The sequence below is a fragment of the Actinomycetospora flava genome (assembly GCF_037400335.1).
GTDB classification, from domain to species: Bacteria; Actinomycetota; Actinomycetes; order Mycobacteriales; family Pseudonocardiaceae; genus Actinomycetospora; species Actinomycetospora flava.
Genome location: NZ_JBBEGM010000010.1, coordinates 41,586 through 67,513, shown reverse-complemented (window position 1 = coordinate 67,513; position 25,928 = coordinate 41,586). Strand labels below are relative to the sequence as shown.

Genomic DNA, 25,928 nt, shown 5'->3' with positions numbered 1-25,928 from the left:
TAAGCCGTATCGATGGTCGAGCTCCGCAGGCTTCGTCTCCTACGCCGTGCGGCCCATCAGCGATGACGATTGCGTTGCAGACCTTGCGTGCTCGGATAGTACGTGCTCGGATTTAGGTCGGAGGTGGTCGACCGATGGACCAGAACCTGTTCAACGACATCTGCTTGCAGCAGCTCACGCTCTCCGGGGTGCACGAGGGCGAGACCGTCGCCGTCCTGACCCGGGGCGCGGACCGCGGGGAGTACGCCGACGCGTTCCTGTGGGCCGCGCAGCAGCTCGGTGCGGCGACCTTCCACCTGCGTCTCCCGCCGCCGGCCAGCGCGTCGGGGGCCTGGGCGGTCGGCGACTCGGGCCTGGGGAACATCCCGCTCGCCGTGGAGGCGCTGAAGTCGGTCGACATGCTCGTCGACTGCACCTTCCTGCTGTTCTCGCCCGAGCAGTTCGCGATCCAGGACGCCGGCACGCGCATCCTCACCGCCGTCGAGCCGCCCGAGCTGCTCGCCCGCCTGATGCCGACCACCGAGTTGCGCGAGCGCGTCGAGTACGGCGCCGACCTGCTGGCCAAGGCCCAGTCGATGCGCATCACGAGCCCCGCGGGCACCGACGTCACCTACCGGCTCGGCGTCTACCCGACCCTCTCGGAGTACGGCTACACCGACACCCCCGGGCGCTGGGACCACTGGCCGGCCGCGTTCGTGTTCACCGGCGGCGCCGACGACGGCGTCGACGGGCAGATCGTGCTCTCGCCGGGCGATGTGCTGCTGCCGTTCAACACCTACGTGCAGACCCCGGTCACGCTGACGATCGAGCAGGGGTTCATCCGGGACATCCGCGGCGGTCTCGACGCGGAGCTGCTGTCGTCGTACATCAAGAGCTTCGACGACCCCCGCGGCTACGGCATGAGCCACGTCGGCTGGGGTCTCGACGAGCGCGCCCACTGGCACGGCCTGACCCAGTTCCCGGGCGGCATGGGCATGGAGCTGCGCAGCTTCTACGGCAACGTCATGTTCTCGATCGGCCCGAACAACGAGCTCGGCGGCCCGAACGACACCCCGTGCCACTTCGACATTCCCATGCGCGGCAACTCGCTCTACCTCGACGACGAGCTCATCGTCGACAATGGGGCCCTCACCGTCCCCGAGATGAAGCCGGTGTCGACGAGGTGACCGACCACCACATCGGGATGATCGTCCCGAGCTCCAACCTCACGATGGAGACCGAGCTCCCGCGCATGCTGACCGCGCGGGAGCAGGTGCTCCCGGACGACCGTTTCGTCTTCCACGCGGCCCGGGCGCGCATGCAGCACGTGACGCCCGAGCAGCTCCAGGCCATGAACGCCCAGGCCACCCGCGCGGCGATCGAGCTCGCCGACGCCCGCCCCGACGTCGTCGCGACGGCGTGCCTCGTGGCGATCATGGCCCAGGGCCCCGGCTTCCACTGCACCGCCGAGGACGACATCACCGGCGCGCTGCGGGCCGAGGGCTCCTCGGCGCCGGTGGTGTCGAGCGCGGGGGCGCTGCTGTCGGGGATCGCGGCGCTCGGCGCTCGCCGGGTGGCCATCGTGACGCCGTACATGAAGCCGCTGACCCAGGCCGTCGTCGACTACATCACCGACGCCGGCATCGAGGTCGTCGACTCCCTGTCGCTCGAGGTCCCCGACAACCTCGCCGTCGCCCGCCTCGACCCCGCCGACCTGCGGGAGCACCACAGGAAGCTCGACCTCTCCGGCGCCGACGCCCTCGTGCTCTCGGCGTGCGTGCAGATGCCGTCGCTGCCGTCGATCGAGGCCGTGCAGGACGAGGTCGGCATCCCGGTGCTCTCCGCGGCGACGGCGACGACGTTCCGCATTCTGTCCTCGCTGGGCCTCGAGACCCGCGTGCCGCACGCCGGCGCGCTGCTCTCGGGCACCGTCGCCGACCCCGGGGACGTCGCGCGCGCGGCCTGACCGTCGCCGTCGTGCTGACCGAAGGGCGCCTTCGCTCGATCTGGTCGAGCGAAGGTGCCCTTCGCTCAGATCAGGGAGCGCAAGGCCTCGCGGGTCGCGGTGAGCGCGGCCTCGGGGTCGTCCCAGAACACCATGTGCCCGGTGCCCGGGACCTCGACGACGGTCGCCTCCGGGTTGGCCTTCGCCGCCTCCTCCGCGCCGGCCGCGGTGACGACGGGGCTGTCGCCGCCGTGGATGAGCACGGTCGGGGCGGGCACCGAGGGCCAGGTGGCGAAGAAGTCCTCGGACTCGAAGCCCGCGTGGGTCGCGACGATCGCGTCGCGCGAGATCGAGCTCATCCAGTGCGCGCGCAGCTCCTGCTCGCGGCGGGGCCAGCGGGGCCACGACTGCGCGACCTCGTCGGCGTCGGTGCCCCGCCGGGCCTGGTCGAGCTGGCCGAGGAACGCCTCGAGCGTCGTCGGGTAGGGGCCGCGCCCGGGCCCGCTCATCGGGGGGTCGACGAGCACCGTGCCGCGCAGGTCGAGGCGGGTGGCGGCGACGGCGGTGATCCGCGCGCCCATGGAGTGCCCGAGCACGATCGGGCGCTCGAGGCCCAGCTGGTCGATCACCGCGGCGACGTCGGCGGCGTAGGTGTCGAGGTCGTAGGCGTCGCCGCTGTCGGAGAACCCGCGTCCCCGGACGTCGAGGACCAGCGGCCGCACGAGGTCGGTGAGCTCGCGGGCGACGAAGTCCATGGCGATCGCCGGGCTCGTGATGCCCGGGACGATCAGCAGCGGCACCCCGTCGACGGGGCCGTGGTCGAGGACGTGCAGGCGCACGTCGCCGGAGCGCACCCAGCGGCTCACCGCCGCGGTCTCGGCGAGGTCGGCCAGCGCGGGCTGGGTCAGGACGCGCTGTGCTGGGGATTCGGTCACCGATCGGCCTTCCGGAAGGGGTCGTCGAGGTAGGAGACGGCGTCGTCGAGGGTGACGACGTCGGCGTACTTGGCCTGCAGGTCGAACAGGGCGGCATCGTGGGGGCCCCGCGCGCGGTCGCCGCAGGCCTCGGCGACGACGAGCGTGTCGAACCCCGACTGCACCGCGTCGACGGCCGTGGCGCGCACGCAGCCGGACGTCGTGGCGCCGCAGACGACGGCGGTGTCGACGTGCAGGCCGGTGAGCAGCGCGGCCAGCGACGACCCGTGGAACGCCGAGGCCCCCTTCTTGACGATCACGTGGTCGTCGGGCGCCAGGCCCAGGCGGGGGTCGAGGACGACGGCGTCGCTGCCCTCGCGCAGCGCGCGGACGCCCGGCGCCTTGCGCAGCCAGGCGATCGCGTCCCCGTCGGCCTCGGCGGGGGTGAACGAGACGACCGTGGCGATCACGGGCACGTCGCGGCGGTGCGCGACCTCGATGAGCTGCGCGGTCGCGGCGACCTCGGCGGTCAGGTCGGCGCCGAGGTCGAAGCCGGGCTCGGTGAAGCCCCGGGTGAGGTCGACGACGACCAGCGCGGGACGGGGCCCGCGGGGGACGGCGGCCCCGAAGCCGGCGCGGTCGTAGACGGCGTCGGTGGCGGCGCCGTGCAGGCTCCCCTGGCTCGAATCAGCGGTCACGTCGCAGCTCCTCGATCAGCATCTTCTGGCCCTTCAGGCGTCCGAGCAGGTAGCCCTGGACGACGCCGAACACCGCGGCACCCGCGAGCGCGGCCCAGCGGCCGGCGTTCGGAGGCAGCAGCATGGCGAGCCCATCGAGGGACTCGGGCTCCGTCGAGCCGGCGGATTTCCTGACATCTGACGTCAGCGTGGCCCCCACGCTGGCACTCCCGGTGCCGGTCCCCAGCGCGCCGCCGGACAGTTCGCCGGCGAGGTTGCGGGCGAACTGGTCGAGCAGGCGGCTCGAGACCGTCGTGATCGCGCCCTTCCCGAACTGCGCGATCTTGCCGCGGATGAGCAGGTCCGTGTGCAGGTCGAGGGTCGAGCCGCCGTCGGCTTCGCCCACCGAGAGCACGACGTCGGCCTCGGCGTCGCCCGCCCCGTGCGCATCCGACGCCCGGGCGGACAGCCGCAGCGTGCGCTGGTCGGGGACGACCTCGGTGAAGCGCAGGGTGCCCGCGTAGGCGGCGCTGATCGGGCCGACCTTGACCTTCACGCGCCCCCGGTAGGCCTCGCCGTCGCGGCCCTCCAGCGTCGCCCCTGGCAGGCAGCCGGCGACCCGCTCGACGTCGTTGAGCAGCGCGAACACCGCGTCCGGCGCGGCCGGCACGGCGAGGTGGTTGTCGAGGATCACGACGGGACCTCCTGGGAACGCCGGGCACACGCCGTCGCGTGCACCGCGTCGACGATGGTCTGGTAGCCGGTGCAGCGGCAGAGGTTCGCCGAGAGCGCCTCGCGGATCTCCTCGCGATCGGCGTCGGGCGACTCGGCGAGCACGCCCTCGGCCAGCATCAGGAATCCGGGCGTGCAGAACCCGCACTGCAGGCCGTGGTGGTCGGAGAACGCCTGCTGCAGGTCCGACAGCCGGCCCTCGGCGTCCAGCGACTCCACCGTGCGCACGTCGGCGCCCTCGGCCTGCACGGCGAACACCAGGCACGCGCGCACCGGGGCGCCGTCGAGCAGCACGGTGCACGCGCCGCACACCCCGTGCTCGCAGCCGACGTGGGTGCCGGTGAGGCGCAGGTCGTGGCGCAGGACGTCGGCGAGCGTGCGGCGCGGCTCGACGACGACCTCCTCCTCGGCGCCGTTCACCGTCAGCGACAGCAGATGCGGATCGTTCACAGCCCGCCCTCCGTGTTCTCCAGGGCCTCGAGCACCGTGCGGGGGTGGATCGGCGTCGTGTCGAGCTCGACACCGGTGTGGCGCAGCGCGTCGTTAACGGCGTTGAGCACCGCCGCGGGCGCGCCGATCGTGCCGCCCTCGCCGGCGCCCTTCGCGCCGTTCTCGGTGAACGCGCACGGCGTCTCGAGGTGCGAGATCGACACGTCGGGGATCTCGGTCGCGGTCGGCACGAGGTAGTCGATGAACGACGCCGCCGACGGCTCGCCGTGCGCGTCGTAGGTGACCTCCTCGAACAGCGCGCCCGCGATGCCCTGCGCGATCCCGCCGCGGCACTGCCCGTCGACGACCTGCGGGTGGATCACCACGCCGCAGTCCTCGACGCAGACGTAGCGCAGGATCCGGATCGCCCCGGTGCCCGCGTCGGCCTCGACGACCACGGCGTGCGTGGCGTTCGAGAACGTCCCGTCGCCGGGGACGTCGAAGCTCGCGGTGGCGGTCAGGGTCGGCTCGACGTCCTTGGGCAGCAGGTGACTGCGCAGGTAGGCGACGTCGGCGATCTCCTCGTAGGTCAGCCGCCGCGACGGGTCGTCGAGCTGCACCACCCCGCCGTCGCCGTCGAGCGCGACGTTCTCCGGGCGTGTCTCGAGCAGGTGCGCGGCGATCCGGCACAGCAGCTCGCCGAGCCGCTCCGAGGCCAGCGCGACCGCCGAGCCGCCGATCGTCACCGACCGCGACGCGAACGTGCCCCACCCGTAGGCGATGCGCTCCGTGTCGCCCTGGCGCAGCTTGACGCGGTCGACGTCGATGCCGAGCCGGTCGGCGACGATCTGCGCGAACGTCGTCTCGTGCGACTGGCCGTGGTTCATCGTCCCGCTCGTGACGACGACCGCGCCGGTGGTGTCCATCCGGATCTCGGAGAGGTCGAAGCCGGGGACCACGGTCATCTTGCGCTTGGCGAACGCCTCGGAGCCGTAGCCGGTGCGCTCCGAGAAGCAGCAGAAGCCGATGCCCAGGTGACGGTCGCCCTCTCGATCGGCCCGGTCCCGCTCGGCGAACCACCCCTCCTCGCGGATCGTCGCCTCGGCGAGGTCGAGCGACTCGCGGTAGGTGCCCGGGTCGTAGGTCACGGCGTTGACGCCGGTGTACGGGAACTCGGTGATGACGTTGCGCCGGCGCACCTCGACCGGGTCCAGGCCCAGCTCGCGCGCCGCGCGCTCCATGACCCGCTCGATCGCCATCACGTACTGCGGGCGGCTCACCCCGCGGTACGGGGCGGTGGGCGCCTTGTTGCTGGTCAGGGCCCGCCCGCGCACGCGATAGGCCGGGACCTTGTAGACGCTGGGCATCTCCGCGGACGCCATCAGCGGCTCGATGCCCGCGGTGAAGGGGTAGCAGGAGTAGGCGCCCATGTCGCAGACGACGTCGACGTCGAGCGCGGTGATGTGCCCGTCGGCGTCGAACGCCGCGCGCGTCCGGTAGGTCTGCTCGCGCGCCAGGAACCCCGCGGTCAGGGCCTCGCGCCGGTCCTCGATCCACTTCACGGGACGGTGCAGCCGCTGCACGACGGCCGCGACGGCGACCTCCTCGCGCCCGACCACGCACTTCTGGCCGAAGCCGCCGCCCATGTCCGGGACGGTGACGCGCACCGTGCGCTCGGGGACGTCGAGGCACCGCGCGACGAGCGTGCGGACCTGGTGGGGGACCTGCGTGCACGTCTGCACCAGCAGCTGGTCGTCGCGCGCGTCCCACGACGCGACGACCCCGCGCGTCTCCAGCGGCAGTGCGTTCTGCCGGCCGCTGTGGGTCGTGACCTCGATGGCCACGTCTGCGTCCTCGAAGGCCTCGTCGACCCCCGGGGTGTCGAACATCGACACGTCGAGCAGCACGTTGCCCGGCGCCTCGTCGTGGACCAGCGCGGAGCCGCGCAGCGCGGTCTGCTCGTCGACGACGGCGTCGAGGACGTCGTAGGAGACGACCGCGGCCTCGATGCCGTCCTCGACCGCGTACGGGTCGCGCGCGACGACGATCGCCAGCGGCTCCCCGACGAACCGGATCCTGTCCTTGGCGAGGATCGGCATCGCCGTCGGCGTGAACTCCTCGGCGGGGCGGTCGAGCAGGGCGACGATGTCGCCGAGCGCGAGGTCCCGGGCGTCGTAGGCGGCGACGACGCCCTCGACGGCGCGGGTCGCGGTCAGGTCGATGCCGGTGACGTGCGCGTGCGCGACGGTCGCGCGCACGAAGCCGGCGTGCAGCATCCCGGGCAGGGCGATGTCGTCGACGAAGCGCCCGCGCCCGGTGAGCAGGCGCGGGTCCTCGTGGCGGGGGATCGAGGCGCCGACCCAGCGGCCGCGGCGGCTCTCGAACCTCGGCTCGGACGCCGTGGTCCCGGTGGGCAGGTCCGTGGCCGTCATCGTGCCGCCTCCCGGCAGGCGTCCGTGACCAGCGTGCGCGTGAGGCGACGCCGGTACGCAGCGGTGGTGGTCGCGTCGTCCGGGGGATCGACGGCCGCGTCGGCCGCGTCGGCGACGGCGGCCCAGAGCGCGTCGCCGGCCTGGTCGCCGCCGGCGAGCACCGCCTCCGCCTCGGGCACCCGCACCGGCGCGGGCGCGACGCCGCCGAGGACGACCCGCCCGCCGGTGACGGCGCCCCCGTCGAGGTCGAGCGCGACGGCGGCGTCGACGATCGCGAAGTCGCCGTGGCGGCGCGCGAACTCGCACAGCGCGGCGTGGGGCGCGGGCCGGGTGAAGCGGACCTCGACGACGACCTCGTCCGGGTCGACGGCGGTGGCGTAGAAGCCGTGGAACAGCTCGCCGGCGGGGATCTCACGGCGCCCGGATGGGCCCTCGGCGACGACGACGGCGTCGAGCAGCAGCGCGAGCAGGCACCACTCGGCGGTCGCGTCACCGTGCACCAGGCTGCCGGCGACGGTGCCGCGGCTGCGGATCGGCAGGTGCCCGACCCAGCGCATGGCGCTCGAGAGCACGGCCCACGCGGGGGAGAGGTCGGCCGTCTCCACCGCGTGGTGGGTGACCAGGGCGCCGAGGGTCAGGGTGCCGTCCTGCTCGGTGATCGCCGTCATCGACGGCATCCGGCGCAGCGGGCCCAGGTCGACGAGCGCGGAGGGGCGGGCGAGACGGAAGTTCATCATCGGCATGAGGCTCTGCCCGCCCGCGATGACCTTGGGGTCCTCGCCCGCCGCGGCGAGATCGGTGAGCAGCGCGACGGCGTCGGCGACGTCGTGCGCGCGGTGGTAGGTGAACGCGGCGGGCTTCATGGCCCCGCGCCTCCTTTCCGTGGAGCGTTCTGGCGAAGGGCGCCCCTCGCCCGTCTATCCGATCGAAGGTGCCCTTCGCTCGGATCGCGGCGCGCCCTCGAGCGGCGACACGTTCTGGCGAAGGGCACCCTCGGCCCGTCTAGCTGACCGAAGGTGCCCTTCGCTTGGAACGGGGAGTGCGGTCAGGCGCGGGTGCGCTCGGCGTCCCCGGTGGTGCCGGTGGTGCCGGCGGTGCCGGTGGCGTCGGTGGCGTCGGTGCTGCCGCCGTCCGGCACGTCGGTCGTGATCCGGTCGAGCTCGCGGCCCGCGGTCTCCGGCGCGCCGACCCACATGAAGATCACGGCAGCGACGACGAGCACGCCGAGCAGCGTGAACGTCAGCGGCAGGCCCAGCACCGGCCAGAGCACGCTGCCGAACAGCAGCGGGGCGAAGCCGGTGATCGCGCGGCTCGACGACGACGCCCAGCCGAAGCCCGAGGCGCGCAGCTCGGTCGGGTAGAGCTCCGAGACGTAGGCGTACATGACCGGGATGACGATCAGCGCGAAGAGACCGAAGGCCCCGATGGCGACGATCGCCAGGGTCGGCGCACCGAGCAGCAGCGAGAACAGGACCAGCGTCGCCGCGGCGACCGGCCCGGCGATCGCGATGACGCGCTTGCGGCCGTAACGGTCGACGACGAGCACCGAGATGGCGACACCGACGATGCCGAGCGCGTTCATCAGCGTGGTCGAGGCGAACGCGGCGATCTCGCCGAAGCCCTGGGCCCGCAGGATCGAGGGCATCCAGCTCAGGGCGGCGTAGTAGACGAGCATGACGGCGATGAACAGCGACCACGCGACGGCGGTGATGCGCGGGTTGAAGGCCCAGACGCGGCGCAGCTGGTCGAGGGCGGCGGCCGCGGCGCCGCCGCGCTTGTCCTCGGCGACGGGGGCGGGGATCGCGTAGGGCTCCGGGGTGGCGCCGGTGCGGGTCACCATGTCGTCGATGACCGCGCGGGCCTCGGCCTCGCGACCCATGCGGGAGAGGTAGAGCGGCGACTCCGGCACCCCGCGGCGCACCCAGAACAGCAGCAGTGCCGGCAGGATCATCAGCACGAGCATCCAGCGCCAGTTGCCCTCGACGGGCACGAGCAGCGTCGCCGAGACGCCGGCGAGCGTGGCGCCGATCGGCCACCACCCGTCCATCGCGGCGAGCACGCGCCCGCGCTGCTTCTTCGGCGAGAACTCGCTGACGATCGCGTAGTCGACCGGGATACAGCCGCCGAGGCCGACGCCCGCGAGGAAGCGCAGCAGCAGGAAGATCTCGATGTTCGGCGAGAGCGCGCCGAGCACCGAGAACAGCGCGAAGATCAGCAGGGTGATGCTGAAGGCCTTCTTGCGGCCGATGCGGTCGGCGACCGTGCCCCAGGCGACGGCGCCGACGGCCATGCCGATGAGGTTGGCAGTGGCCACGAGGCCGCGCTGGGCGGGCGAGAGCCCGAACTCGGTGCCGATCAGCGGGGTGAGGAACCCGTTGAGGGCGACGTCCCAGGCGTCGAACATGTAGCCGAGGCCGCCGATGAGGAAGATCTTTCCTTGGACGCCCCAGCGCCAGGGGAGGTCCTGGACGATCTGGTCTCCGGTGCGCATTGGAGTTCGCTCCCGTCGCGGGTGGTGTGGGGGATCGCTCGGTCCGCGCGTCAGCGGGCGAACTGGTAGTGGATGGACTCGGTGTCGTGGTCGCGCAGCGGGCTGCCGTTCCACAGCCAGTCGTAGGAGACGTCGGACTCGCCGTCGAAGCGGCGCAGCTTGTCGTCGCGCTCGCGCTGCTCGGGGCCGTCGGGCAGGTGGTAGAACGCCATGTTCTGCAGCGAGGCGTCCTGCACCATGCCGGCGTGCTTGGCGCGGCGGTCGACGTAGCGCACGAGGGCGCCGTCGATGTCGTCGCGGGTCACCCGGCCGAGCTCCTCGGCGAGCACGGCGGCGTCCTCCATCGACTGCGAGGCGCCCTGGGCCTGGTACGGGAGCATCGCGTGGCAGGCGTCGCCGAGCAGCGCGACCCGGCCGTCGACCCACACCGGGTCCCGGCGGCGGCGGTACATCGCCCACAGCGAGACGTCCTCGGGCTTGGCCTTCGAGAGCACCGTCGGCACCCGGTCGTCCCAGTCCGCGAAGTCCGCGGCGAGCTGCTCCGGCGTGGCCGGGCCGCTCCAGTCGGCAGCGATCGTGTCGGTGCACGGGACGATCGCGACGACGTTGAGGTACTGACCGCCGCGGATGACGTAGTGCACGAGGTGCTTGTCCGGGCCGTACCAGATCGTCGAGTGGTAGCGGTCCATGAGGAAGCGGGTCGCCGGGTCGGCGGCGACGAGCTCGCCGGGGATCAGCGCGCGGTAGGCCATCTCGCCGGAGAACACCAGCGAGTCCTCGAAGCCCGCGAGGTCGCGGACCGCGGAGCGGATGCCGTCGGCGCCGATCAGCACGTCGCCGGCGAAGCCGCGGCCGTCCTCGGCGACCGCGACGGGGCGCGTCGGGTCGGTGCGGTCGAGCTCGGTGACCTTGGCGCCCGTGTGCAGCGCGACGACCGGGCCGGGACCCTCGGGGTCGGCGCAGGCGTCGAGCAGGACGCGGTGCAGGTCGGCGCGGTGGTAGTGCCAGTACGGGGCGCCGTACTGGTCGATCACCCGCTGGCCGAGGGGCAGCTGGGCGATGATGCTGCCGTCGGCCCAGCGGCGGCGGACCTGGTCCTCGGGCTGGGTGCGGATCGCCTCGAGCTGCGCGCGCAGCCCGAGCCCGATGAGGATCCGGCTGGCGTTCGGCGCGGTCTGGATGCCGGCGCCGATCTCGCCCAGCTCGGGTGCGGCCTCGACGACGGTGACGCGCGTGCCGCGCTGGCGCAGCGACAGCGCCGCGCAGAGGCCGCCCAGACCTCCCCCGACGATGGTGACCTCGAACGACTGGCTCGCCATCTGGCCGCCCTCCCGGTGTGGTGCTCGCGTTCGGCTGCGTTCAATCCGAGCACGTACTATCCGAGGACGCAATAGCCGGACGTGTCCCGAGACACGGCCGTAACAGATCGCAGGCGGCGGCATGCTCCGTTCAGGCTACGGAGGAGGCGCATCGGCTCGTGGCGATTGCTCCGCGTGCGTGTGTCAGAGGCTGTCGCGCTCGGCGACCTGCTCCCACTGCTGCCCGAGGTCGTTGAGGAGCGCCGCGAGGTGCGGGCGCTGTTCCTCCGGGCAGCTGGCGAGCAGGGCCTCGTCGAGCGCGCGGGCGCGGCGGTTGGTCTCCGCGAGGGCCTCGACGCCCGCGTCGGTGAGCGTCAGGACCTTCGCGCGCGCGTCGTGCGGCGCCTCGTGGCGGGCGATGAGTCCGCGGCGCTCCATGCGGCGGCAGACGTCGGCCATCGTCGAGGTGTCGAGGGCGACCGCGCTGGCCAGCGACGTCTGGTCGGCGTCCGGGTAGGCGCGCACGGTGGAGAGCACGGCGAACTGCGGGCCGGTGAGCACCGAGTCGACGTGACGGTTCCACGCGGCGAGGTAGGCCTGGTAGACCCGCCGGGCGCCGTAGCCGGGGGCCGCGACGAGGTCGGCCGGCGGGTCCAGGCGGGTGCGACGCCGGGCGTCCTTGCCCGCTGGTGCCGCCGACCCCGTCGACGCCGTCGACGCTGTGGACCCCGCCCTCGTCGCCACTGTCCGCCCCCGTCCGTCGCGCCCCACCCGTGCCCTCGGGTCACTTCCCGTTCCTCGGATAATACGTGCTCGGAACGATTCGCGGGCGGACTCGGTCTCAGCCCGGCAGGGCCGCGAGGCCGACGACGTTGCCCTCGGGGTCGGCCAGGTGCCCGACGACGAGCCCCGACGGCGCCGCCGCCGGCCCGAAGACGCGGCGCCCGCCGAGCTCCTCCGCCCGTGCGAGCGCGGCCTCGACGTCGTCGACGGCGACGTAGAAGAGCGTGCCCGGGGTGTACCCCGGACCGCCGGCGACCCCGCCCGGGATGCCGCCCTCCGGAGCCGTGAAGTGATAGGTGCCGGGGTCGGAGATGCCCTCGGCGACGGTGCTCGGCTCGTCGAAGTCCCAGGCGAAGAGCTCGCCGAACCAGCGGTGCAGCGCCGCGGGGTCACGACCGGTGATCTCGAAGTGGACGACGGGGCGGGCCATGACGGACCTCCTGTGCCGGGAAACGGTGTCGGAGGTGGGACGCGCCCCGGGCGCCCGACTCATCGCTCAGGCGTCCACCTCTTCGAGCGCGAGGCCCGTGCTGCGCGGCCCGAGGATGCCGACGTCGAGGCAGAGCAGCAGGATCAGGAACGCCGCGCCGCCGAAGACCGCGACCGGGCCGGCCGTGGCCAGCAGCGGGACCGCGATGAACGGCATGACCACCGACGTGGCGCGCGAGAGCGAGTAGGCGACGCCGCTTGCGGTGGAGCGGATCGAGGTCGGGAAGATCTCGGCCTGGTAGATGTGGAACGCGTTCGAGAACACGTTGCTCGCCGAGGTCAGCAGGAAGCCGGCCAGCACGATGAGCCACACCGCGCTCGCGGCGGCGAACACGATGCCGAGCACGCCGATGGCGATCGCCGAGCCGACGATCAGCCACTTGCGCTCGAAGCGCTCGACCAGCGGCACCGAGAGCAGCGAACCGATCGGGTAGCCGAAGAAGGACAGCGCGGCGTAGCCGAGCGATTCGGTGACCTCGAAGCCCTTGCTGACCAGCACGAGCGGCGCGAGCGTGCCGAAGCCGTAGTAGGCGACGGTCTGGAGCACCTGGAAGATCAGCAACATGATCGTGCGCGTGCGGTAGGTGCCGGTCAGCGCGGTGCGCAGGACCTCGACGGTCGAGCGTTTCTCGGCTTCGTCCGTGGGTCCGGCGCGGACGTCCTCGGCGGCGACCGGCGCCCCGACCTTCGCCGCGATCGTGCGCGCCACCTCGACGGCCTCGTCCCCGCGGCCCTGCGACTCCAGCCAGCGCGGCGACTCCGGGAGCACCCGGCGCAGCAGGAGCACGAACACCGCGCCGAGTCCGCCCGCGACGAGCAGCCACCGCCAGCCGTCGATCCCGCCGATCTGCGCCGAGCCGACGAGCTTGCCGCCGAGCAGCGCGGCCACCGGGACCCCGAGGAAGCCGACCGTGTACGCCCACGCCGTGTACCGCCCGCGGGCGTGGGCGGGCAGGAACTCGGCGAGATAGGTGTCGACGAGCACCAGCTCCGCGCCCAGCCCGATGCCGGCGAGGAAGCGCAGCACGAGGAACCACCCGATGTCGGGCGAGAACGCCGCGGCGAGCGAGAACAGCGAGTACGTCAGCAGGTTGAGCAGGAACACCCGGCGGCGCCCGATGCGGTCGGCGAGCACCGACAGCACGTTCGCGCCGACGAACATCCCGAGGAACCCGCTGGCGACCACCGCCGCCTTGCCCGCGGAGCCGAGCGCGAACTCCTTGGCGAGGATCGGGGCGAGCACGCCGCCGAGGAACACCTCGTAGAGATCGAAGAACGAGCCGACACCGACCAGCACGACCAGGCGGCGGTGCCACCCCGCGAGGGGCAGCCGCTCCAGGATCGCGCCGGCCGGGCTCGAGCGCTCCGTTGCACCAGTCGGGACCGCCATCGGGCGATGCTCACGCTCACGCGGACCTCACGCCGGACGAGGATCCGGATTGTCGGGCTATCGGACAAGAAGTCCCTGCGGGTCGCGGCCCAGCCAGCCGACCAGCCGCTCGTACGGCCCGGCGTCCGCGGCGACCGCGACCGGCGGGCCGAACGGGATGTCCCCGCCGCGGGGCGCGGCGGGCAGGACCTGGCGGGCGGTGTCCTCGACGGCCAGGGCGAGCGCGTCGTCGAGGCCCGCGGTGCGCCCGATCGCGGCGCCGAGGTCCCACGCATGCACGGTGAGCTCCTGGACGTAGCCGAAGCCGACGAACCGGCCGGGCATCGTGCCCCACGGGACGGTGAGCACGCGGTCGAGGACGGTGTCGTCGTGGATCCAGACGCGGTCGACGTCCGCGCGGGCGGCGGCGATCTCGGCGGCGTGGGTGCCCGGGGCGACCTCGGGCCGCGACGGGACGTCGGCAAAGTGGCCGCCGGCGCCGACGTGGGCGATGCGGCGGTGCACGCCGACGAGGTGGTCGAGCAGGGCGCGGACGTCCCAGTCGGCGCACGGGGTGGGGCGGTCGAGGGCGTCGGGCCCCGTGGCGGCGACGAGGTCGCCGATCTGGTCGAGCGCGCGGGTGAGCAGGGCGCGGGGGTCGGACTCGGTGGTCATGTCTCTCCTTCTCGAGGTGGGGGTCAGGAGGCCACGCGCAGGAGCAGCGCGACCCAGGTGCGGTAGGGGCGGAGCTCGTCGACCAGGTCGTCGAGCGGGTCGTCGGGGTGGCGTCCGTGGAGGCGGGCGAGCGCGGCGCGGCAGCGGGGCTCGCCGGCGGGCCACTCGTCGACCACGCCGCAGGCGCGCAGCCAGACGAGGGAGGCGTAGAAGTCGCCGATGCCGCGCAGGCGCCGGAGTGCGGCCCGGGCGCCGTCGGGCCCGAGCGCGCGCAGCCGGTCGACCTCGAGCTCCCCGGCCAGTGCGGCCTCGGCGACGCCGTGGAGCCGGCGCACCTTCTCCGCGGGGAGCCCGGGGAGCTCCGTCATCGCGAGCAGGGCCTCGGGGCGCGGGAACGCCTCGACCTCGGCGCCCCCGACCGTGAGCCGCTCGCCGTGCGCGGCGGACAGGCGCCGGAAGACCGTGCCCGCCTGGCGCTCGCTGATCCGGGCGGAGACCACGGCCCACGCGGCGGCCTCGTAGCCCCCGCCGAACAGGGTCGGGCGCAGGCCGGGGTGCGCGGCCATGAGCCGTCCGACCGCGGGGACCCGGCGACCCACCTCCGGGTAGTCGCGGGCGTCGTGGTCGAGCGAGAGCAGGCGCGCGACCTGGGCGAGGGCGCGGTCCTCGGCGCCCTCGGCCCCGGCGATCTCGACCTCGACGGGCCCGTCCGGACGGGCCTGGCGCAGGGCGAAGGCGACGGGGCGGTGGTCGCCGTCGAGGGGTGCGGTGAGGCGGAGGATCTCGTCGGGCGTGGGGGTGTGCCGGGTGATCGGGCCCCAGCGGCCGACGAAGGCGCGGGTCTGCTCGAGGTCGAACGGGCCGAGGGGCTCCAGCGCGCGGGTGGCGAGTGCGGCGGTCATGGGGGCAGCGTGCGACCTCATACACGACACCTTCTGTCGTGTTTCTGAGGCATTCTCGGACGGTGCGCTCGGACCGCCTGCTCGCGACGCTGCTGCTCCTGCAGACCCACGGCCGCCTGCCCGCGCCCGAGATCGCCCGACGCCTCGAGGTGTCGACGCGCACCGTGCAGCGCGACGTCGAGGCGCTCTCGTCCGCGGGGGTGCCGGTGTACTGCGAGCGCGGGCGCCGCGGCGGCGTCGCGCTGCTGGAGGGCTACCGCACCGACGTCACGGGCATGACCGACGACGAGCTGCGCGCGCTCGTCGCGCTCGGGGCCTCGGCGGACGGGGGCGCGCTGGGGACGGCGCTCGCGTCGGCGTCACGCAAGCTGCTCGCCGCCGTGCCCGAGGCGCGCCGCGACGGCGTCGACCGGGCGCGTCGGCGCCTGCTCGTCGAGCACCAGGGCTGGCGGCGCGCGCCCGAGGACCTGCCCGCCCTGCCCGCGCTCGACGCCGCGCTGGTCGCCGACGAGCGGGTGCGCATCCACTACGCCACCGGCGACGCCGCCGAGGCGACTTGGCGCACCGTCGACTCGTACGGCCTGGTCAGCAAGGCCGGCACCTGGTACCTCGTGGCCGCCCACCGCGGGCAGCCGAAGATGTACCGGGTCAGCCGGGTCCGCGACGTCGCCGCCACCGGCACGCCCGCGCGCCGTCCCGACGAGCGCGGCCTGGCCGAGGTGTGGGCCGAGCTGCGCGACCGGCTGCAGGCGCCGACCGCCGAGGTGGACGTGACGGTGCGCGTCGACCCGGCGTGGGCGCCGACGCTGCGCCGCGTCGCGCTCGCGGTGCAGGCGGGGCCCTGGAGGACGACCGGCGTCGAGGGCGACGGCCGCGAGGTGATGACCGCCCCGTTCCGCTCGCTCGTCGCCGCGCGTGCCGGGCTGCTGGGCTACGGCGACGCGGTCGAGGTGCTGGCGCCCGACGAGCTGCGCGAGGAGATGGCCGACGCGGCGGCGCGTGTGCTGGCGCTCTACGGCGTGCCCGGAGTGCCCCCGCCCGATTAGGGTCACGCGCCATGACGAGCGTGCTGGTGACCGGTGGCGGCAATCGACTCGACGAGGTGGCGGAGGCCATCCGGGCCACCGGTGCGGAGACGACGGTGGTCGACTCGCTCGACCGTCTCGGCGAGGCGGTGTCCGGGCAGACCTTCGACGCCTACGTGCAGCTCCCGGTGGCGATGACCCCGCGCAGCGGCAGCCTGGTCGGGCGGGTCGAGCAGTTCCTCTCGGAGGGGCTGCTCAGCCGCTTCCGGGCCGCCGAGACCGTGCTGCCCGCGCTGCACGACGCGTCGACCGTCGTGCTCGTCGGCGGGCAGACCAACATCGACACCGAGGCGCCCGACGACCAGGAGGCGCGCACCGCCCTCATGCGCGTGCTCGCCCACGCCCTGCGCGCCGAGCGGGCGCCGGGCCACCTGCGCGTGCGCACCGCGGGCCCGGAGTGGAGCGGCGCGGACATCGCCGCGAGCCTCGACGGCAGCACGCCGTCGGCGACCCCGTCCGAGCAGGCCGCCGACCGCCAGGCGATCGGCAAGGCCTACGCGGACTGGCGCGCCGAGGTCCTCGGCCTGGTGCGCGTCGAGTTCTAGCTGCTCGCGCCAAGTAGATGCGCAGGCCAGCGCTCCTTCGTCGCGCTGTCCTGCGATCTACGGCGCGCCACGGCGCGGGTCGTCACGCCAGGGCCGAGCCCTGGCGGTACTCCTCCCACGGGATCGTCCAGTCGGCGATGTCGCCGTCGCGCGTGGTCAGCGGCCGCTCCGAGCCGACGATCTCCACCGGGTCGCCCATCTGCACCCAGTTGAAGAAGAACTGGCCGTTGGCGGGCGAGAGGTTCACGCAGCCGTGCGAGACGTTGCTGCGGCCCTGCTGGCGGGTGGTGGCGGCGTTGACGTGCACGAACTCGCCGTTGTTGGAGATGCGCACGGCCAGCGGCAGGTCCTCGTCGTAGAACCCGGGCTGGCCCTCGGCGGGGCCGCCCCACGTGTCGGAGCGCATGCGCTTGATCTCGTGCTTCTCGAACGCGACGTGCACCCCGTACTGCGTCGGGTACTGCGCGCGGCCGTAGGACGCGGGCATGGTCCGCAGCTCCTGGCCGTCCTGGTAGAGCACGAGCGTGTGGGCGTTGACGTCGCCGCGGGCCCGCTGGTCGCGCCCGACGGTGAACGAGAAGGCCCGGTCCTCCTCGCCGAAGACGCCGCCGCCGCTGTCGACGCCGAACAGGCGCGCGTTCACCGACACCTGCGTGCCCGGCTTCCAGTACTCCTTCGGGCGCCAGTTGAGCTGCTCGTCGGACATCCAGCGGAACGATCCCTCGGTGGGGATCGAGGTCTCCACCGACACCCGGCGCTCGACGGCGGCGCGGTCGGTGACAGGGTCGGCGAACGTGATGGAGATCGGCATCGCGACGCCGACGGTCTGCCCGTCGGTGGGGCGGATGCTCGCGATCTCGAGGGTGTCCTCGGGTGCGACCGTGCGGAAGGTCTGGTCGAGCGGGGCACCGGGGCGGCCCGCCTCGTCGAGGCCCGCGGCCTGCACGCGGTACTCGGTGCCGTAGGCGAGCTGCGGGCTCGTCCAGCGTGTGCCCGACGGGTCGGGGGTGCCGGCGAGCGCGGCGCCGCCGGCCGGCGTGACCGTCACCGACGTCAGGCGGCCGCCGGCCGCGGACACGACCAGCGGGTCGGCCGGGGCGACGTCGACCGCGCCCGGCGCGACCGAGGCGGCGAGCGCCAGGGGCGGGACGGGCGGGGGCGGCGGGGCACCCGTGGCGCCGGCGCACCCACCCAGGAGGGCGACGACCGCGAGCAGGACGACCAGGGGGACCGCCGTCCTCCGGTCGAGCCCCCGGCTTCGCGTCGCGCGACTGCGCTCCGTCCTCGACACACCCAACTCCTCATCCCGATCCGGGAGATCCCAGCCTGGACATCATCCCTGAGCGAGACGCCCCGGGACCCTGCGCGGTTGCGTGTCGCCCATGTCGATCCGACAACGGACAACTCGGGCCGGAGTGTCGCCACCGTGTGTCGCGATCGGGCTGGGCCGGACGGGTGAGAACGGACCGGCGCGTCTCAGCACCGTCTCAGGCCGTCCGGCCACACTGTGCGCATGCGGATCCTCGTCGCGGACGACGACCGGGCGGTGCGCGACTCGCTGCGCCGCTCGCTGGCGTTCAACGGCTACCAGGTCGAGCTCGCGGCGGACGGGCAGCAGGCGCTCGACGCCCTGGCCAACGACACCGGCCCGCGGCCCGACGCCCTCGTCCTCGACGTGATGATGCCGCGGGTCGACGGGCTCGAGGTGTGCCGCCGGCTGCGCAACGCGGGCGACGACATCCCCGTGCTCGTGCTCACGGCCCGCGAGGCGGTGTCCGACCGCGTCGCCGGCCTCGACGCGGGCGCCGACGACTACCTCGCCAAGCCCTTCGCGCTCGAGGAGCTGCTCGCGCGCCTGCGCGCGCTGCTGCGCCGGACGTCGCCGGACGAGGAGACCGGCGCGCCCGACCCCGAGCCGCTGCGCTTCGCCGACCTCTCGCTCGACCCCGTCACCCGCGACGTCCGCCGCGGCGAGCGCCCGATCAGCCTCACGCGCACCGAGTTCTCGCTGCTCGAGCTGTTCATGGCCAACCCGCGCCGCGTGCTCACGCGCAGCCGGATCCTCGAGGACGTCTGGGGCTACGACTTCCCGACCACCGGCAACGCCCTCGAGGTGTACGTCGGCTACCTGCGCCGCAAGACCGAGGCCGAGGGCGAGGCGCGCCTGATCCACACCGTCCGCGGCGTGGGCTACGTCCTGCGCGAGACCCCGCCGTGAGGCCCACGTGCGTGATCTTCTGAGCTATAGCTCAGAAGATCACGCACGTAGAAGAGTTACTTCGAGGCGACCTCCGCCTCGTACTTCTTGGTCATGTGGTCGACGGCGTCGAGCTGGGTGGCCGCGAACTCGTCGCGGCGCAGGCCCGCGCGCTCCTTGGCGGCCTGGGTCGACTCGGCGTGGCTGCGCCCGCCCCACGTCGTGCCCTGGAAGTGCGGCAGCACCTCCTGGGCGATGAGCTCCCACGAGCGCTTCGTGGCCTGCGGGTTCGCCCACTCGTGCCCGAGCAGCAGCATCGCCCCGAAGCCGCCCGACTGGTCGGCGAGCCGCTGCACCTGGGCCCGCGCGTCGTCCGGCGTCCCGATCGCTCCGATGCCGGCCTCGTTGATGAAGTCGATCATCTCCTTGACGTCGCCGCCCTCGACCGCCATCTGCGGGAACGCCGCGGTCTTCTGGAAGTAGCGGAACCAGTTCTCGATCCCGTACTCGACCTCGCGGTAGGCCTGCTCCTTGGTCTCGGCGATGTGCATGAGACCCACCAGACGCCACTTCTCGCGGTCCGGCGCCGGCTGCCCGTAGTGCTGGGCGCGCTCCTCGACGACGTTCCAGTGGTGCGCGAGCGCGTCGAACCCGTCCTGGGTCAGCGTCGCGCCGATCGAGAGCAGCCCCACGCCGTGGCGGCCGGCCATGCGCGGGCCGGTGGGGGAGGCGACGGCCGCGACGGCGACGTCGAAGCACGGCTCGGTGTAGGGCCGCAGCTGCAGCTGGGCCTCGATGAGGTTGTGCGTCTTCGTCTGCTCGGTGACGACCTCGCCGCGCAGCAGCCGCATGATGATGTCGAGGTTGACGTCGAGCAGCTCGCGCGTGTCGGTCGGGTTCAGCCCGATCATCGCCGAGTCGCTGGGCAGCGAGCCCGGCCCGACGCCGAGCATCGAGCGCCCGCGGGTGAGGTGGTCGAGCAGGACCATGCGGTCGGCCACCCAGAGCGGGTTGTGGTAGCTCGCCGAGGTCACGCCGGTGCCGAGCTTGATCCGCTTGGTCCGCTCGGCGGCCGCGGCGATGAAGATCTCCGGGGACGCGATGATCTCGCTGCCGGCCGAGTGGTGTTCGCCGATCCAGGCCTCGTCGATGCCCAGCGCGTCCAGGTGCTCGATCAGCTCCAGGTCGCGCTGCAGGGCCAGGGTGGGGTTCTCACCGGCGCGGTGGAACGGGGCCAGGAACGTGCCGAAGCGCAGTCTGCTCACGGGAGTCTCCTCGACGTCTGTGTCCGACTGAGGCGACCGTAAGCCGGGTCACAGGCACACGTACAGACCGCGTGACGCTCCGTGAGCATCTTGTGGAACGTCAGCGGCGCGGCATCCAGAACCGCAGGAGGGCCCCGCCCTCGGGCGCCCGTCCGGCCGAGACGCCGCCGTGGTGGCGCTCGGCGACCTGGGCGACGATCGAGAGCCCGAGCCCCGACCCGCTCATCGTCCGCGCGTCGAGGGAGCGGTAGAAGCGCTCGAAGACGAGGTCGAGCTCCTCGTCGGCGATGCCCGGGCCCTGGTCGGCGACCTCGAGCACCGCGGTGCCCGGGCGCTCCGGGGCCACGCCCTCGCGCAGGGTCACGCGCACGCGCCCGCCCGGCGGGCTCCACTTCGCGGCGTTGTCGAGCAGGTTCAGCGCGAGGCGCTCGAGCGCGTTGGCGTCGCCGGTGACCTCGCACGACGCGAGGTCGACGTCGAACGTGACGTTCTCCGCGGTGGCGCGCCGGCGGGCCCGGTCGAGGGCGCGCTCGACGACGTCGGCGAGGTCGAGGGGCTCGGCGGCGACCTCGGGCGGGTCGTCGCGGGCGAGCTCGACGACGTCGCCGATGAGGTTCGCCAGCTCGTCCACCTGGGCGCGCAGATCGGCCTGGAGCTCCTCGCGGTCCTGCGCCGAGAGCGTCGGCGCGCCGGGCTTCCCCGACGCGCGGTCCGACGCCATGAGCAGCTCGAGGTTGGTGCGCAGCGAGGTCAGGGGTGTCCGCAGCTCGTGGCCGGCGTCGGCGACGAGCCGGCGTTGTCGCTCGATCGACGACGCCAGGGCGGCGAGCATCGCGTTGAAGCTCGTGGTGAGGCGGGCGAGCTCGTCGCCGCCGGTGACCGGGATCGGGCGCAGGTCGCCGGTGCGGGCGACGCGCTCGGTCGCCGAGATCAGGCGCTCGACGGGCCGCAGGCCGGCGCGGGCGATGGCGACGCCGGTGAGCGCGGCGAGCAGCACGCCGGAGGCGCCCGCGACGAGCAGGACCACGGCGAGCTTCGAGAGCGTCCGCCGCGTCGGGTCCAGTTCCTGGGCGAGCACGAGCGCGCGGCCCTCGCCGGCGTAGACGGCCACGACCCGGTAGACCTCGCCGTCCGCGACACCGGTGCGCACCGACGTCGCCGGGTCCTGGCGCGCCGCGGACACCTCGGCCGCGCCGAGCGGCGGGCTGTTGCCCCGCAGCGTGACGAACTCCCCGTCCGAGGTGACGATGGCGACACGCACCTCGCCGGCCGCGAGGGCGTCGGACGAGACGCGCAGCAGGATCTGCGGGTCGGCGAGGTCGCCCGCCGCGGCCACCGTGGCGCGCTGCACGAGGCTCTCGTCGAGCTGGTCGTAGAGCGCGCGCTGGGCGGTGAAGAACACCGCGATCGAGATCAGGGCGACGAGCAGCCCGCCGCCGACCGAGACGAGGATGCCGACCCGCCGGCGCAGCGGGATGCCCTGCAGGAGGTGCCGGATCAGCCCGGGCGGCGGGTCCTCGTCGTCGCCGGCCGGCGCGGCACCGTCGGCGGGCGCGGTCGTGGGCGTGCCGAGGGGACCGCCCGTGCGGCCGTCCGTGGCGGCCGTGGCGGCGGTGGTGTCCGCCGCGGAACGGTCGTCGAGGACCGGGGGATCCCCGGTCGGCGCGGCGGGTGCGGGACGGTCCACCCCACCAGCTTCCCCCGTCGGCGCGTCCTCCGGCAGCGGGACGCCGGTCGACGCGCCCGGACGGTCGATGCGAGAGGGTTGGGACATGAGCGAGAACGACGCCGCGCCCTCCGCCCCGGACGGCCCCGGCCCCTCAGGGGCCGACACGCCCGGCGGGTCGACGTCCGCCTCGTCCAGCTCGTCGCCGGGCGCGGCGTCCGCCCCGTCGACCGCCCCGTCGACCGCCCCGTCGACGCCGACCGAGAGCAGCGGTCCCGGCGGTGTCCGGTGGGCCGAGGGCACCGGCCGCGAGTACGACACCACGCGCGTCGGCACCACCGAGGGCGCGACGTCGTACAGCGCTCCCACCCCGGCGTCCTCCCCGCCGCCCTCGCAGGCGCCGACCCAGCCGCCGACGCAGGTCCCGCCCGGTCTCGGCCAGCCCCCGTCCTCGGCGGGCGCGACAGCGGCGTTCGGGCCGATGCCGTCCTACCCGGCGACCGCGCCCCAGACCCGCGAGGCGCCCGCCGTGCCGGGGTTCGGGCCACCCACGTCACCGGGGGCGCCGACCACCGGCTGGGGCGCCGCCTCGCCCGGACCCGCGACCCCGCCCGGCGGCTGGCCCCGCGACCCGGGCGCGGGCTGGGGCGGGGGACCGGGCGGACCGGGCGGACCGGGCGGAGGTCCCGGACCGGGCGGCCCGGCGCCGCGGCGTCGCGGCACCCTCGGGCTGGTCGCGCTCGCGCTCGTCGCGGGGCTCATCGGCGGCGCGCTGTCCGCCGTGGTCGTCGGCGGGATCGGCGGCGGGTCGTCGACCTCGTCGCAGGGCACCGCCCTCGACGAGCCGGTGCCCGAGAGCGAGGGGCCCGCGCCCGCGCCGGGATCGGTCGAGGCCGTCGCCGCGAACGTGCTGCCCAGCGCCGTGCAGATCCGCGGACAGGCGGGCGAGGGCTCGGGGATCGTGCTCTCGGCCGACGGCCTGATCATGACGAACAACCACGTCCTGCAGGCGGGCCAGGGCGGCGCGCTCGAGGCGATCTTCTCCGACGGGCGGGCCGCGCCGGTCCAGGTCGTCGGCACGGCGCCCGCCGCGGACATCGCCGTCGTCCGCGCGAGCGGTGTGAACGGCCTGCGGGCGGCGAGCCTCGGCAACTCCGACGAGCTCGTGCAGGGGCAGCCCGTGATGGCCGTCGGCTCGCCGCTGGGGCTGTCGGGCACGGTCACCACCGGCATCGTCAGCGCGCTGCAGCGGCCCGTGGAGGCCGGCGGGTCCGGCGCCGGGCAGAGCAGCGTGCTCGACGCGATCCAGACCGACGCCGCGATCAACCCCGGCAACTCCGGCGGCCCGCTCGTCGACTTCGAGGGCCGCGTGATCGGCGTGAACACCGCGATCGCGAGCGTCACCGGCGGCTCCGGGCAGGAGGGCGGCTCGATCGGTCTCGGGTTCGCGATCCCGATCAACCAGGCCCGCCGGCTCGCGACCGAGCTCGTCGACACCGGGCAGGCCACGCAGGCCGTCATCGGGGTCGGCGTCGCGAACGCGGCACCGCGGGGCGCGGCCATGGCGGACGTGGCGCCGGGCTCGCCGGCGGCGACCGCCGGGATCGCGGCGGGCGACGTCGTCGTGGGCGTCGACAACCGGGTCATCGAGGACGCCAACGCGTTCGTCGCGGCGATCCAGTCGCGGGCGCCGGGTCAGACCGTGACGCTGACCCTGCAGGCGCCGGGCGGCACGCGGCAGGTGCCGGTGACGCTCGGGAGCCGGGTGATCGGCGGGCGCTGAGGGCCCGTCAGGCCGGCGTCAGGACGACGAAGGCCCGGGCGCCCTCCTCGCGGTCGACCACCCTCAGGCCGGCCTCGGCGGCCACGTCGTCGACCGCGTGCGGGCCGAGCACCGCCCAGGGGAACCAGGGGGCGTCGGCCAGCGTGTCGAAGCCCAGCGTGTCGAGGGCGGGCTCGTCGAGGCACTCGAGGTAGGCGCCGCCGCACCACAGGCCGGCGTCGGGCTCGAGCTCGAGCAGGATCGTGCCGCCGTCGGCGAGCAGGGCGCGACATCGGCGCAGGAGCGTCACCGGGTCGCCGCCGATGCCGATGTTGCCGTCGGCGAGCACCACGTGCTGCCAGCGTCCCTCGCCGGGCAGGCGCTCGAAGGCGTCGCGGTGCAGCACGGCGGCGCCGCGCTCGAGGCAGCGCTCGACGGCCTGCACGGACACGTCGACGCCGAGGGCGGGCACGCCCCGGTCGGCGAGCGCGACGACGAGCCGGCCGGGCCCGCAGCCGAGGTCCAGCGTGGGCCCGGAGCAGCGGGCGAGCAGCCAGTCGTCGTCGGTGTCCGCGTCGTCGTGCCAGCGCTGGACGGCCAGGGGGAGCACGACACCGTCGTGGCGCACGAGCCGGTGGCGGCGGCCCGCGAGCGCCGCGTCGAACACGGTTCCGGTGTCCGTCGGGGCGGTGATGCCCGCGGGTGGTGCTGTCGTGCGGGTCATCGTGGGAGGCCTCCGGGGATGACGGGGAGACGGAGCGGAGCGGAGCTCGACCCGGCAGCGGGGACGACGTCCGCGGCGGCGCGGGCGACGTGGCCGGTGGGGACGAGGTCGGCGACGGCGCGGGCGAAGCGGCCGGTGGGGGCGAGGTCGGCGACCGCAACGGCGTCGTCGGGGGTGTCGACGTCGGACAGCGGCGGCAGTTCGCGCACACGGCTGGGCGTGAGGCCCACCCGCAGCTCGGCGAGGGTGCGGGCGCCGGTGTCGTCGCGCGATGTCGGCACGTCGGCGACGAGCCCGGCCCGGTGCGGGTCGGCGAGCGCGAGCGCCCACCAGCCCCCGTCGTGCGCGCGGCCGAGCGCGGCGTCGGCGTCGGTGGTGACGAGGTCGAGGGCGGCGGTGAGCACCGCCGGGTCGACCTGCGGGGTGTCCATCCCGATCTGCACGCTCACCGCGCCGGGGAAGGCGTCCGCGACGTCGTCGTGCGCGGCGGTGATCCGCTCGCCGAGGGTCGCACCGCGCTGGGGGACGACGACGGTGCCGGCGAGCGCCGCCGTGATCTCGTCGCGGCGCTCGGCGTCGGCCGGGTCGCCCTCGAGGGCGACGACCACCTGCGCGTCGCGGACGGCCCGCGCGGCGTCGAGGGTGTCGAGCAGGGCCGCGGCGGCGATGTCGGCCGCGCCGGCGGGGGTCGTGGCCGTCGTCAGCCGGGTCTTCACCCGGCCGGCGACGGGCGCCTTCGCGAGGACGAGCACGACCCTCGTGACGGGCGTCGTGGACGGGACAGTGGTCCGCATGGTCCGCGCGTTCGTCTGGGGTCTCGTGATCGGTTCGACCCCGTCGGTCATCGAGCGGTGCCCCGCTCGCCGAGTGCGGTGGACGGTGCGGACCGGGTGCGCGCGATGGCCTTCGACATGTCGCGGACGGCCCGCGCGGTGCCCTTCACCGAGCCGGACACCTTCGACCGCCCGCCGCCCCGGGGGCGGTAGGCGACGTCGACCTCGCGGAGGCGCCAGCCCGCGGCGCCGGCGCGGATGAGCAGCTCGAGGGGGTAGCCGAAGGCGCGGTCGGTGACCCCGAGGTCGAGCAGCGCCTCGCGGCGCGCCACGCGGACCGGAGCGATGTCGCGTACCGCCACGCCCCGGGCGCGCAGGAGCCCGGACAGGACCCGGTTGGCGACCCGCGCGTGCCAGGGCCAGACCCCGCGGGCCTGGGGCACGCGGCGGCCGACGACGAGGTCGGCGCCGGTGTCGAGCAGCAGGCGCACCATGGCCGGCAGCTCGGCGGGGTCGAGCGAGCCGTCCGCGTCGATCACCGCGACGACGTCGGTGCGCGTCGCCTCGAGCCCGGTGTGCACGGCGGCGCCGTAGCCCGGCCGGGCCTCGTGCACCACGAGCGCGCCGAGTCGCGCGGCGACCTCGGGGGTGCCGTCGGTCGAGCCGTTGTCGCAGACGACGGCGTCGAAGCCGTCGGGCAGGGCGGCGAGGACGCCGGGCAGCGCTTCCGCCTCGTCGAGACAGGGGAGCACCACGTCGACCCGAGCTTCCATCGCCGTCACGCTATGAGTCCGGC

The 25,928-nt window shown here is 74.4% G+C and carries 25 protein-coding genes; 6 read left to right on the top strand and 19 right to left on the bottom strand.

The features are described 5' to 3' along the window. The first annotated feature begins 134 nt into the window (after positions 1 to 134). Together WCD58_RS22280 and WCD58_RS22275 are read left to right on the top strand one after the other, a co-directional pair. A complete protein-coding gene (locus WCD58_RS22280) occupies positions 135 to 1,166 on the top strand; it encodes a 2,5-dihydroxypyridine 5,6-dioxygenase NicX family protein (RefSeq protein ID WP_337705272.1) in 1,032 nt (343 codons plus the stop codon). Next, positions 1,163 to 1,945 carry a maleate cis-trans isomerase family protein gene (locus tag WCD58_RS22275; RefSeq protein WP_337705271.1) on the top strand — a complete coding sequence of 261 codons (783 nt, stop codon included), beginning with the start codon at positions 1,163 to 1,165 and terminating at the stop codon, positions 1,943 to 1,945. The genes WCD58_RS22280 and WCD58_RS22275 overlap by 4 nt, the downstream gene beginning before the upstream one ends. A 65-nt stretch (positions 1,946 to 2,010) precedes the next feature. Here the strand turns inward: WCD58_RS22275 and WCD58_RS22270 are convergent, their stop codons facing one another. The 13 genes from WCD58_RS22270 to WCD58_RS22210 form a co-directional block, all read right to left on the bottom strand. Continuing rightward, positions 2,011 to 2,859 (bottom strand): alpha/beta fold hydrolase, encoded by an 849-nt coding sequence (locus tag WCD58_RS22270; RefSeq protein ID WP_337705270.1) that lies wholly within the window; start codon positions 2,857 to 2,859, stop codon positions 2,011 to 2,013. Further along, a complete protein-coding gene (locus tag WCD58_RS22265; RefSeq protein ID WP_337705269.1) occupies positions 2,856 to 3,536 on the bottom strand; it encodes an isochorismatase family protein in 681 nt (226 codons plus the stop codon). Before WCD58_RS22265 ends, WCD58_RS22270 begins: the two co-directional genes overlap by 4 nt. Continuing rightward, the gene (locus tag WCD58_RS22260; RefSeq protein WP_337705268.1) at positions 3,526 to 4,209 is read right to left on the bottom strand and encodes an SRPBCC family protein; all 684 of its coding nucleotides are present in this window, start codon (positions 4,207 to 4,209) and stop codon (positions 3,526 to 3,528) included. Before WCD58_RS22260 ends, WCD58_RS22265 begins: the two co-directional genes overlap by 11 nt. Continuing rightward, positions 4,206 to 4,697, bottom strand: coding sequence for a (2Fe-2S)-binding protein (locus WCD58_RS22255; protein ID WP_337705267.1), 492 nt, complete (start codon positions 4,695 to 4,697; stop codon positions 4,206 to 4,208). The genes WCD58_RS22260 and WCD58_RS22255 overlap by 4 nt, the downstream gene beginning before the upstream one ends. Next, positions 4,694 to 7,108, bottom strand: a complete 2,415-nt coding sequence (locus WCD58_RS22250) for a xanthine dehydrogenase family protein molybdopterin-binding subunit (protein ID WP_337705266.1) — start codon at positions 7,106 to 7,108, stop codon at positions 4,694 to 4,696. The genes WCD58_RS22255 and WCD58_RS22250 overlap by 4 nt, the downstream gene beginning before the upstream one ends. Then, the gene (locus tag WCD58_RS22245) at positions 7,105 to 7,971 is read right to left on the bottom strand and encodes an FAD binding domain-containing protein (protein ID WP_337705265.1); all 867 of its coding nucleotides are present in this window, start codon (positions 7,969 to 7,971) and stop codon (positions 7,105 to 7,107) included. Before WCD58_RS22245 ends, WCD58_RS22250 begins: the two co-directional genes overlap by 4 nt. 182 nt (positions 7,972 to 8,153) lie before the next feature. Beyond that, on the bottom strand, positions 8,154 to 9,599 hold the full coding sequence (locus WCD58_RS22240; RefSeq protein WP_337705263.1) for an MFS transporter: 1,446 nt from the start codon (positions 9,597 to 9,599) through the stop codon (positions 8,154 to 8,156). A gap of 50 nt (positions 9,600 to 9,649) precedes the next feature. Then, complete coding sequence (locus WCD58_RS22235) at positions 9,650 to 10,918, bottom strand: FAD-dependent monooxygenase (RefSeq protein WP_337705262.1); 1,269 nt, start codon at positions 10,916 to 10,918, stop codon at positions 9,650 to 9,652. Positions 10,919 to 11,101: 183 nt separating this feature from the next. Beyond that, positions 11,102 to 11,641: a MarR family winged helix-turn-helix transcriptional regulator gene (locus WCD58_RS22230; protein ID WP_337705261.1), complete on the bottom strand. Its 540-nt coding sequence runs from the start codon at positions 11,639 to 11,641 to the stop codon at positions 11,102 to 11,104. A 97-nt stretch (positions 11,642 to 11,738) separates the two neighbouring features. Beyond that, positions 11,739 to 12,110 (bottom strand): VOC family protein, encoded by a 372-nt coding sequence (locus tag WCD58_RS22225; protein ID WP_337705260.1) that lies wholly within the window; start codon positions 12,108 to 12,110, stop codon positions 11,739 to 11,741. Between the two features lie 66 nt (positions 12,111 to 12,176). Beyond that, positions 12,177 to 13,559, bottom strand: coding sequence for an MFS transporter (locus tag WCD58_RS22220; protein ID WP_337705259.1), 1,383 nt, complete (start codon positions 13,557 to 13,559; stop codon positions 12,177 to 12,179). Positions 13,560 to 13,616: 57 nt separating this feature from the next. Beyond that, positions 13,617 to 14,213, bottom strand: coding sequence for a TIGR03086 family metal-binding protein (locus tag WCD58_RS22215; RefSeq protein ID WP_337705258.1), 597 nt, complete (start codon positions 14,211 to 14,213; stop codon positions 13,617 to 13,619). Between the two features lie 23 nt (positions 14,214 to 14,236). Then, complete coding sequence (locus WCD58_RS22210) at positions 14,237 to 15,115, bottom strand: DNA-3-methyladenine glycosylase family protein (RefSeq protein ID WP_337705257.1); 879 nt, start codon at positions 15,113 to 15,115, stop codon at positions 14,237 to 14,239. Positions 15,116 to 15,177: 62 nt separating this feature from the next. Between WCD58_RS22210 and WCD58_RS22205 the strand changes: the two genes are divergently transcribed. Both WCD58_RS22205 and WCD58_RS22200 read left to right on the top strand, forming a co-directional pair. Continuing rightward, complete coding sequence (locus tag WCD58_RS22205; protein ID WP_337705256.1) at positions 15,178 to 16,161, top strand: helix-turn-helix transcriptional regulator; 984 nt, start codon at positions 15,178 to 15,180, stop codon at positions 16,159 to 16,161. An 11-nt stretch (positions 16,162 to 16,172) separates the two neighbouring features. Beyond that, positions 16,173 to 16,745 carry a hypothetical protein gene (locus WCD58_RS22200; protein WP_337705255.1) on the top strand — a complete coding sequence of 191 codons (573 nt, stop codon included), beginning with the start codon at positions 16,173 to 16,175 and terminating at the stop codon, positions 16,743 to 16,745. Between the two features lie 82 nt (positions 16,746 to 16,827). Here WCD58_RS22200 and WCD58_RS22195 read toward each other — a convergent pair whose 3' ends face one another. Then, entirely contained in the window at positions 16,828 to 18,036 is a 1,209-nt protein-coding gene (locus WCD58_RS22195; protein ID WP_337705254.1) for a L,D-transpeptidase, read from the bottom strand. Between the two features lie 222 nt (positions 18,037 to 18,258). Here WCD58_RS22195 and WCD58_RS22190 point away from each other — a divergent pair, with 222 nt between their 5' ends. Next, a complete protein-coding gene (locus WCD58_RS22190; RefSeq protein WP_337705253.1) occupies positions 18,259 to 18,963 on the top strand; it encodes a response regulator transcription factor in 705 nt (234 codons plus the stop codon). Between the two features lie 56 nt (positions 18,964 to 19,019). Here the strand turns inward: WCD58_RS22190 and WCD58_RS22185 are convergent, their stop codons facing one another. Both WCD58_RS22185 and WCD58_RS22180 read right to left on the bottom strand, forming a co-directional pair. Continuing rightward, positions 19,020 to 20,207: an LLM class flavin-dependent oxidoreductase gene (locus WCD58_RS22185; RefSeq protein WP_337705252.1), complete on the bottom strand. Its 1,188-nt coding sequence runs from the start codon at positions 20,205 to 20,207 to the stop codon at positions 19,020 to 19,022. A 100-nt stretch (positions 20,208 to 20,307) separates the two neighbouring features. Continuing rightward, positions 20,308 to 21,894, bottom strand: coding sequence for a HAMP domain-containing sensor histidine kinase (locus tag WCD58_RS22180; protein WP_337705251.1), 1,587 nt, complete (start codon positions 21,892 to 21,894; stop codon positions 20,308 to 20,310). Positions 21,895 to 21,979: 85 nt separating this feature from the next. Here WCD58_RS22180 and WCD58_RS22175 point away from each other — a divergent pair, with 85 nt between their 5' ends. Then, positions 21,980 to 23,656 carry a S1C family serine protease gene (locus WCD58_RS22175; RefSeq protein WP_337705250.1) on the top strand — a complete coding sequence of 559 codons (1,677 nt, stop codon included), beginning with the start codon at positions 21,980 to 21,982 and terminating at the stop codon, positions 23,654 to 23,656. Positions 23,657 to 23,663: 7 nt separating this feature from the next. Here the strand turns inward: WCD58_RS22175 and WCD58_RS22170 are convergent, their stop codons facing one another. Genes WCD58_RS22170 through WCD58_RS22160 form a run of 3 tightly spaced genes read right to left on the bottom strand, consistent with a single transcriptional unit; the run spans position 23,664 to position 25,905 of the window. Then, entirely contained in the window at positions 23,664 to 24,359 is a 696-nt protein-coding gene (locus tag WCD58_RS22170; protein WP_337705249.1) for a class I SAM-dependent methyltransferase, read from the bottom strand. After that, positions 24,356 to 25,153 (bottom strand): TIGR04282 family arsenosugar biosynthesis glycosyltransferase, encoded by a 798-nt coding sequence (locus tag WCD58_RS22165; protein WP_337705248.1) that lies wholly within the window; start codon positions 25,151 to 25,153, stop codon positions 24,356 to 24,358. The genes WCD58_RS22170 and WCD58_RS22165 overlap by 4 nt, the downstream gene beginning before the upstream one ends. A gap of 47 nt (positions 25,154 to 25,200) precedes the next feature. After that, positions 25,201 to 25,905 carry a glycosyltransferase family 2 protein gene (locus WCD58_RS22160; RefSeq protein ID WP_337705247.1) on the bottom strand — a complete coding sequence of 235 codons (705 nt, stop codon included), beginning with the start codon at positions 25,903 to 25,905 and terminating at the stop codon, positions 25,201 to 25,203. Positions 25,906 to 25,928: the final 23 nt, after the last annotated feature.

Coding starts and splice junctions, on each gene's coding strand:
- WCD58_RS22240 (WP_337705263.1), bottom strand. CDS start 9,599: ATGCGCACCGGAGACCAGATCGTCCAGGACCTCCCCTGGCGCTGGGGC.
- WCD58_RS22175 (WP_337705250.1), top strand. CDS start 21,980: ATGAGCGAGAACGACGCCGCGCCCTCCGCCCCGGACGGCCCCGGCCCC.
- WCD58_RS22245 (WP_337705265.1), bottom strand. CDS start 7,971: ATGAAGCCCGCCGCGTTCACCTACCACCGCGCGCACGACGTCGCCGAC.
- WCD58_RS22280 (WP_337705272.1), top strand. CDS start 135: ATGGACCAGAACCTGTTCAACGACATCTGCTTGCAGCAGCTCACGCTC.
- WCD58_RS22215 (WP_337705258.1), bottom strand. CDS start 14,213: ATGACCACCGAGTCCGACCCCCGCGCCCTGCTCACCCGCGCGCTCGAC.
- WCD58_RS22200 (WP_337705255.1), top strand. CDS start 16,173: ATGACGAGCGTGCTGGTGACCGGTGGCGGCAATCGACTCGACGAGGTG.
- WCD58_RS22190 (WP_337705253.1), top strand. CDS start 18,259: ATGCGGATCCTCGTCGCGGACGACGACCGGGCGGTGCGCGACTCGCTG.
- WCD58_RS22165 (WP_337705248.1), bottom strand. CDS start 25,153: ATGCGGACCACTGTCCCGTCCACGACGCCCGTCACGAGGGTCGTGCTC.
- WCD58_RS22170 (WP_337705249.1), bottom strand. CDS start 24,359: ATGACCCGCACGACAGCACCACCCGCGGGCATCACCGCCCCGACGGAC.
- WCD58_RS22235 (WP_337705262.1), bottom strand. CDS start 10,918: ATGGCGAGCCAGTCGTTCGAGGTCACCATCGTCGGGGGAGGTCTGGGC.
- WCD58_RS22210 (WP_337705257.1), bottom strand. CDS start 15,115: ATGACCGCCGCACTCGCCACCCGCGCGCTGGAGCCCCTCGGCCCGTTC.
- WCD58_RS22220 (WP_337705259.1), bottom strand. CDS start 13,559: ATGGCGGTCCCGACTGGTGCAACGGAGCGCTCGAGCCCGGCCGGCGCG.
- WCD58_RS22160 (WP_337705247.1), bottom strand. CDS start 25,905: ATGGAAGCTCGGGTCGACGTGGTGCTCCCCTGTCTCGACGAGGCGGAA.
- WCD58_RS22250 (WP_337705266.1), bottom strand. CDS start 7,108: ATGACGGCCACGGACCTGCCCACCGGGACCACGGCGTCCGAGCCGAGG.
- WCD58_RS22225 (WP_337705260.1), bottom strand. CDS start 12,110: ATGGCCCGCCCCGTCGTCCACTTCGAGATCACCGGTCGTGACCCCGCG.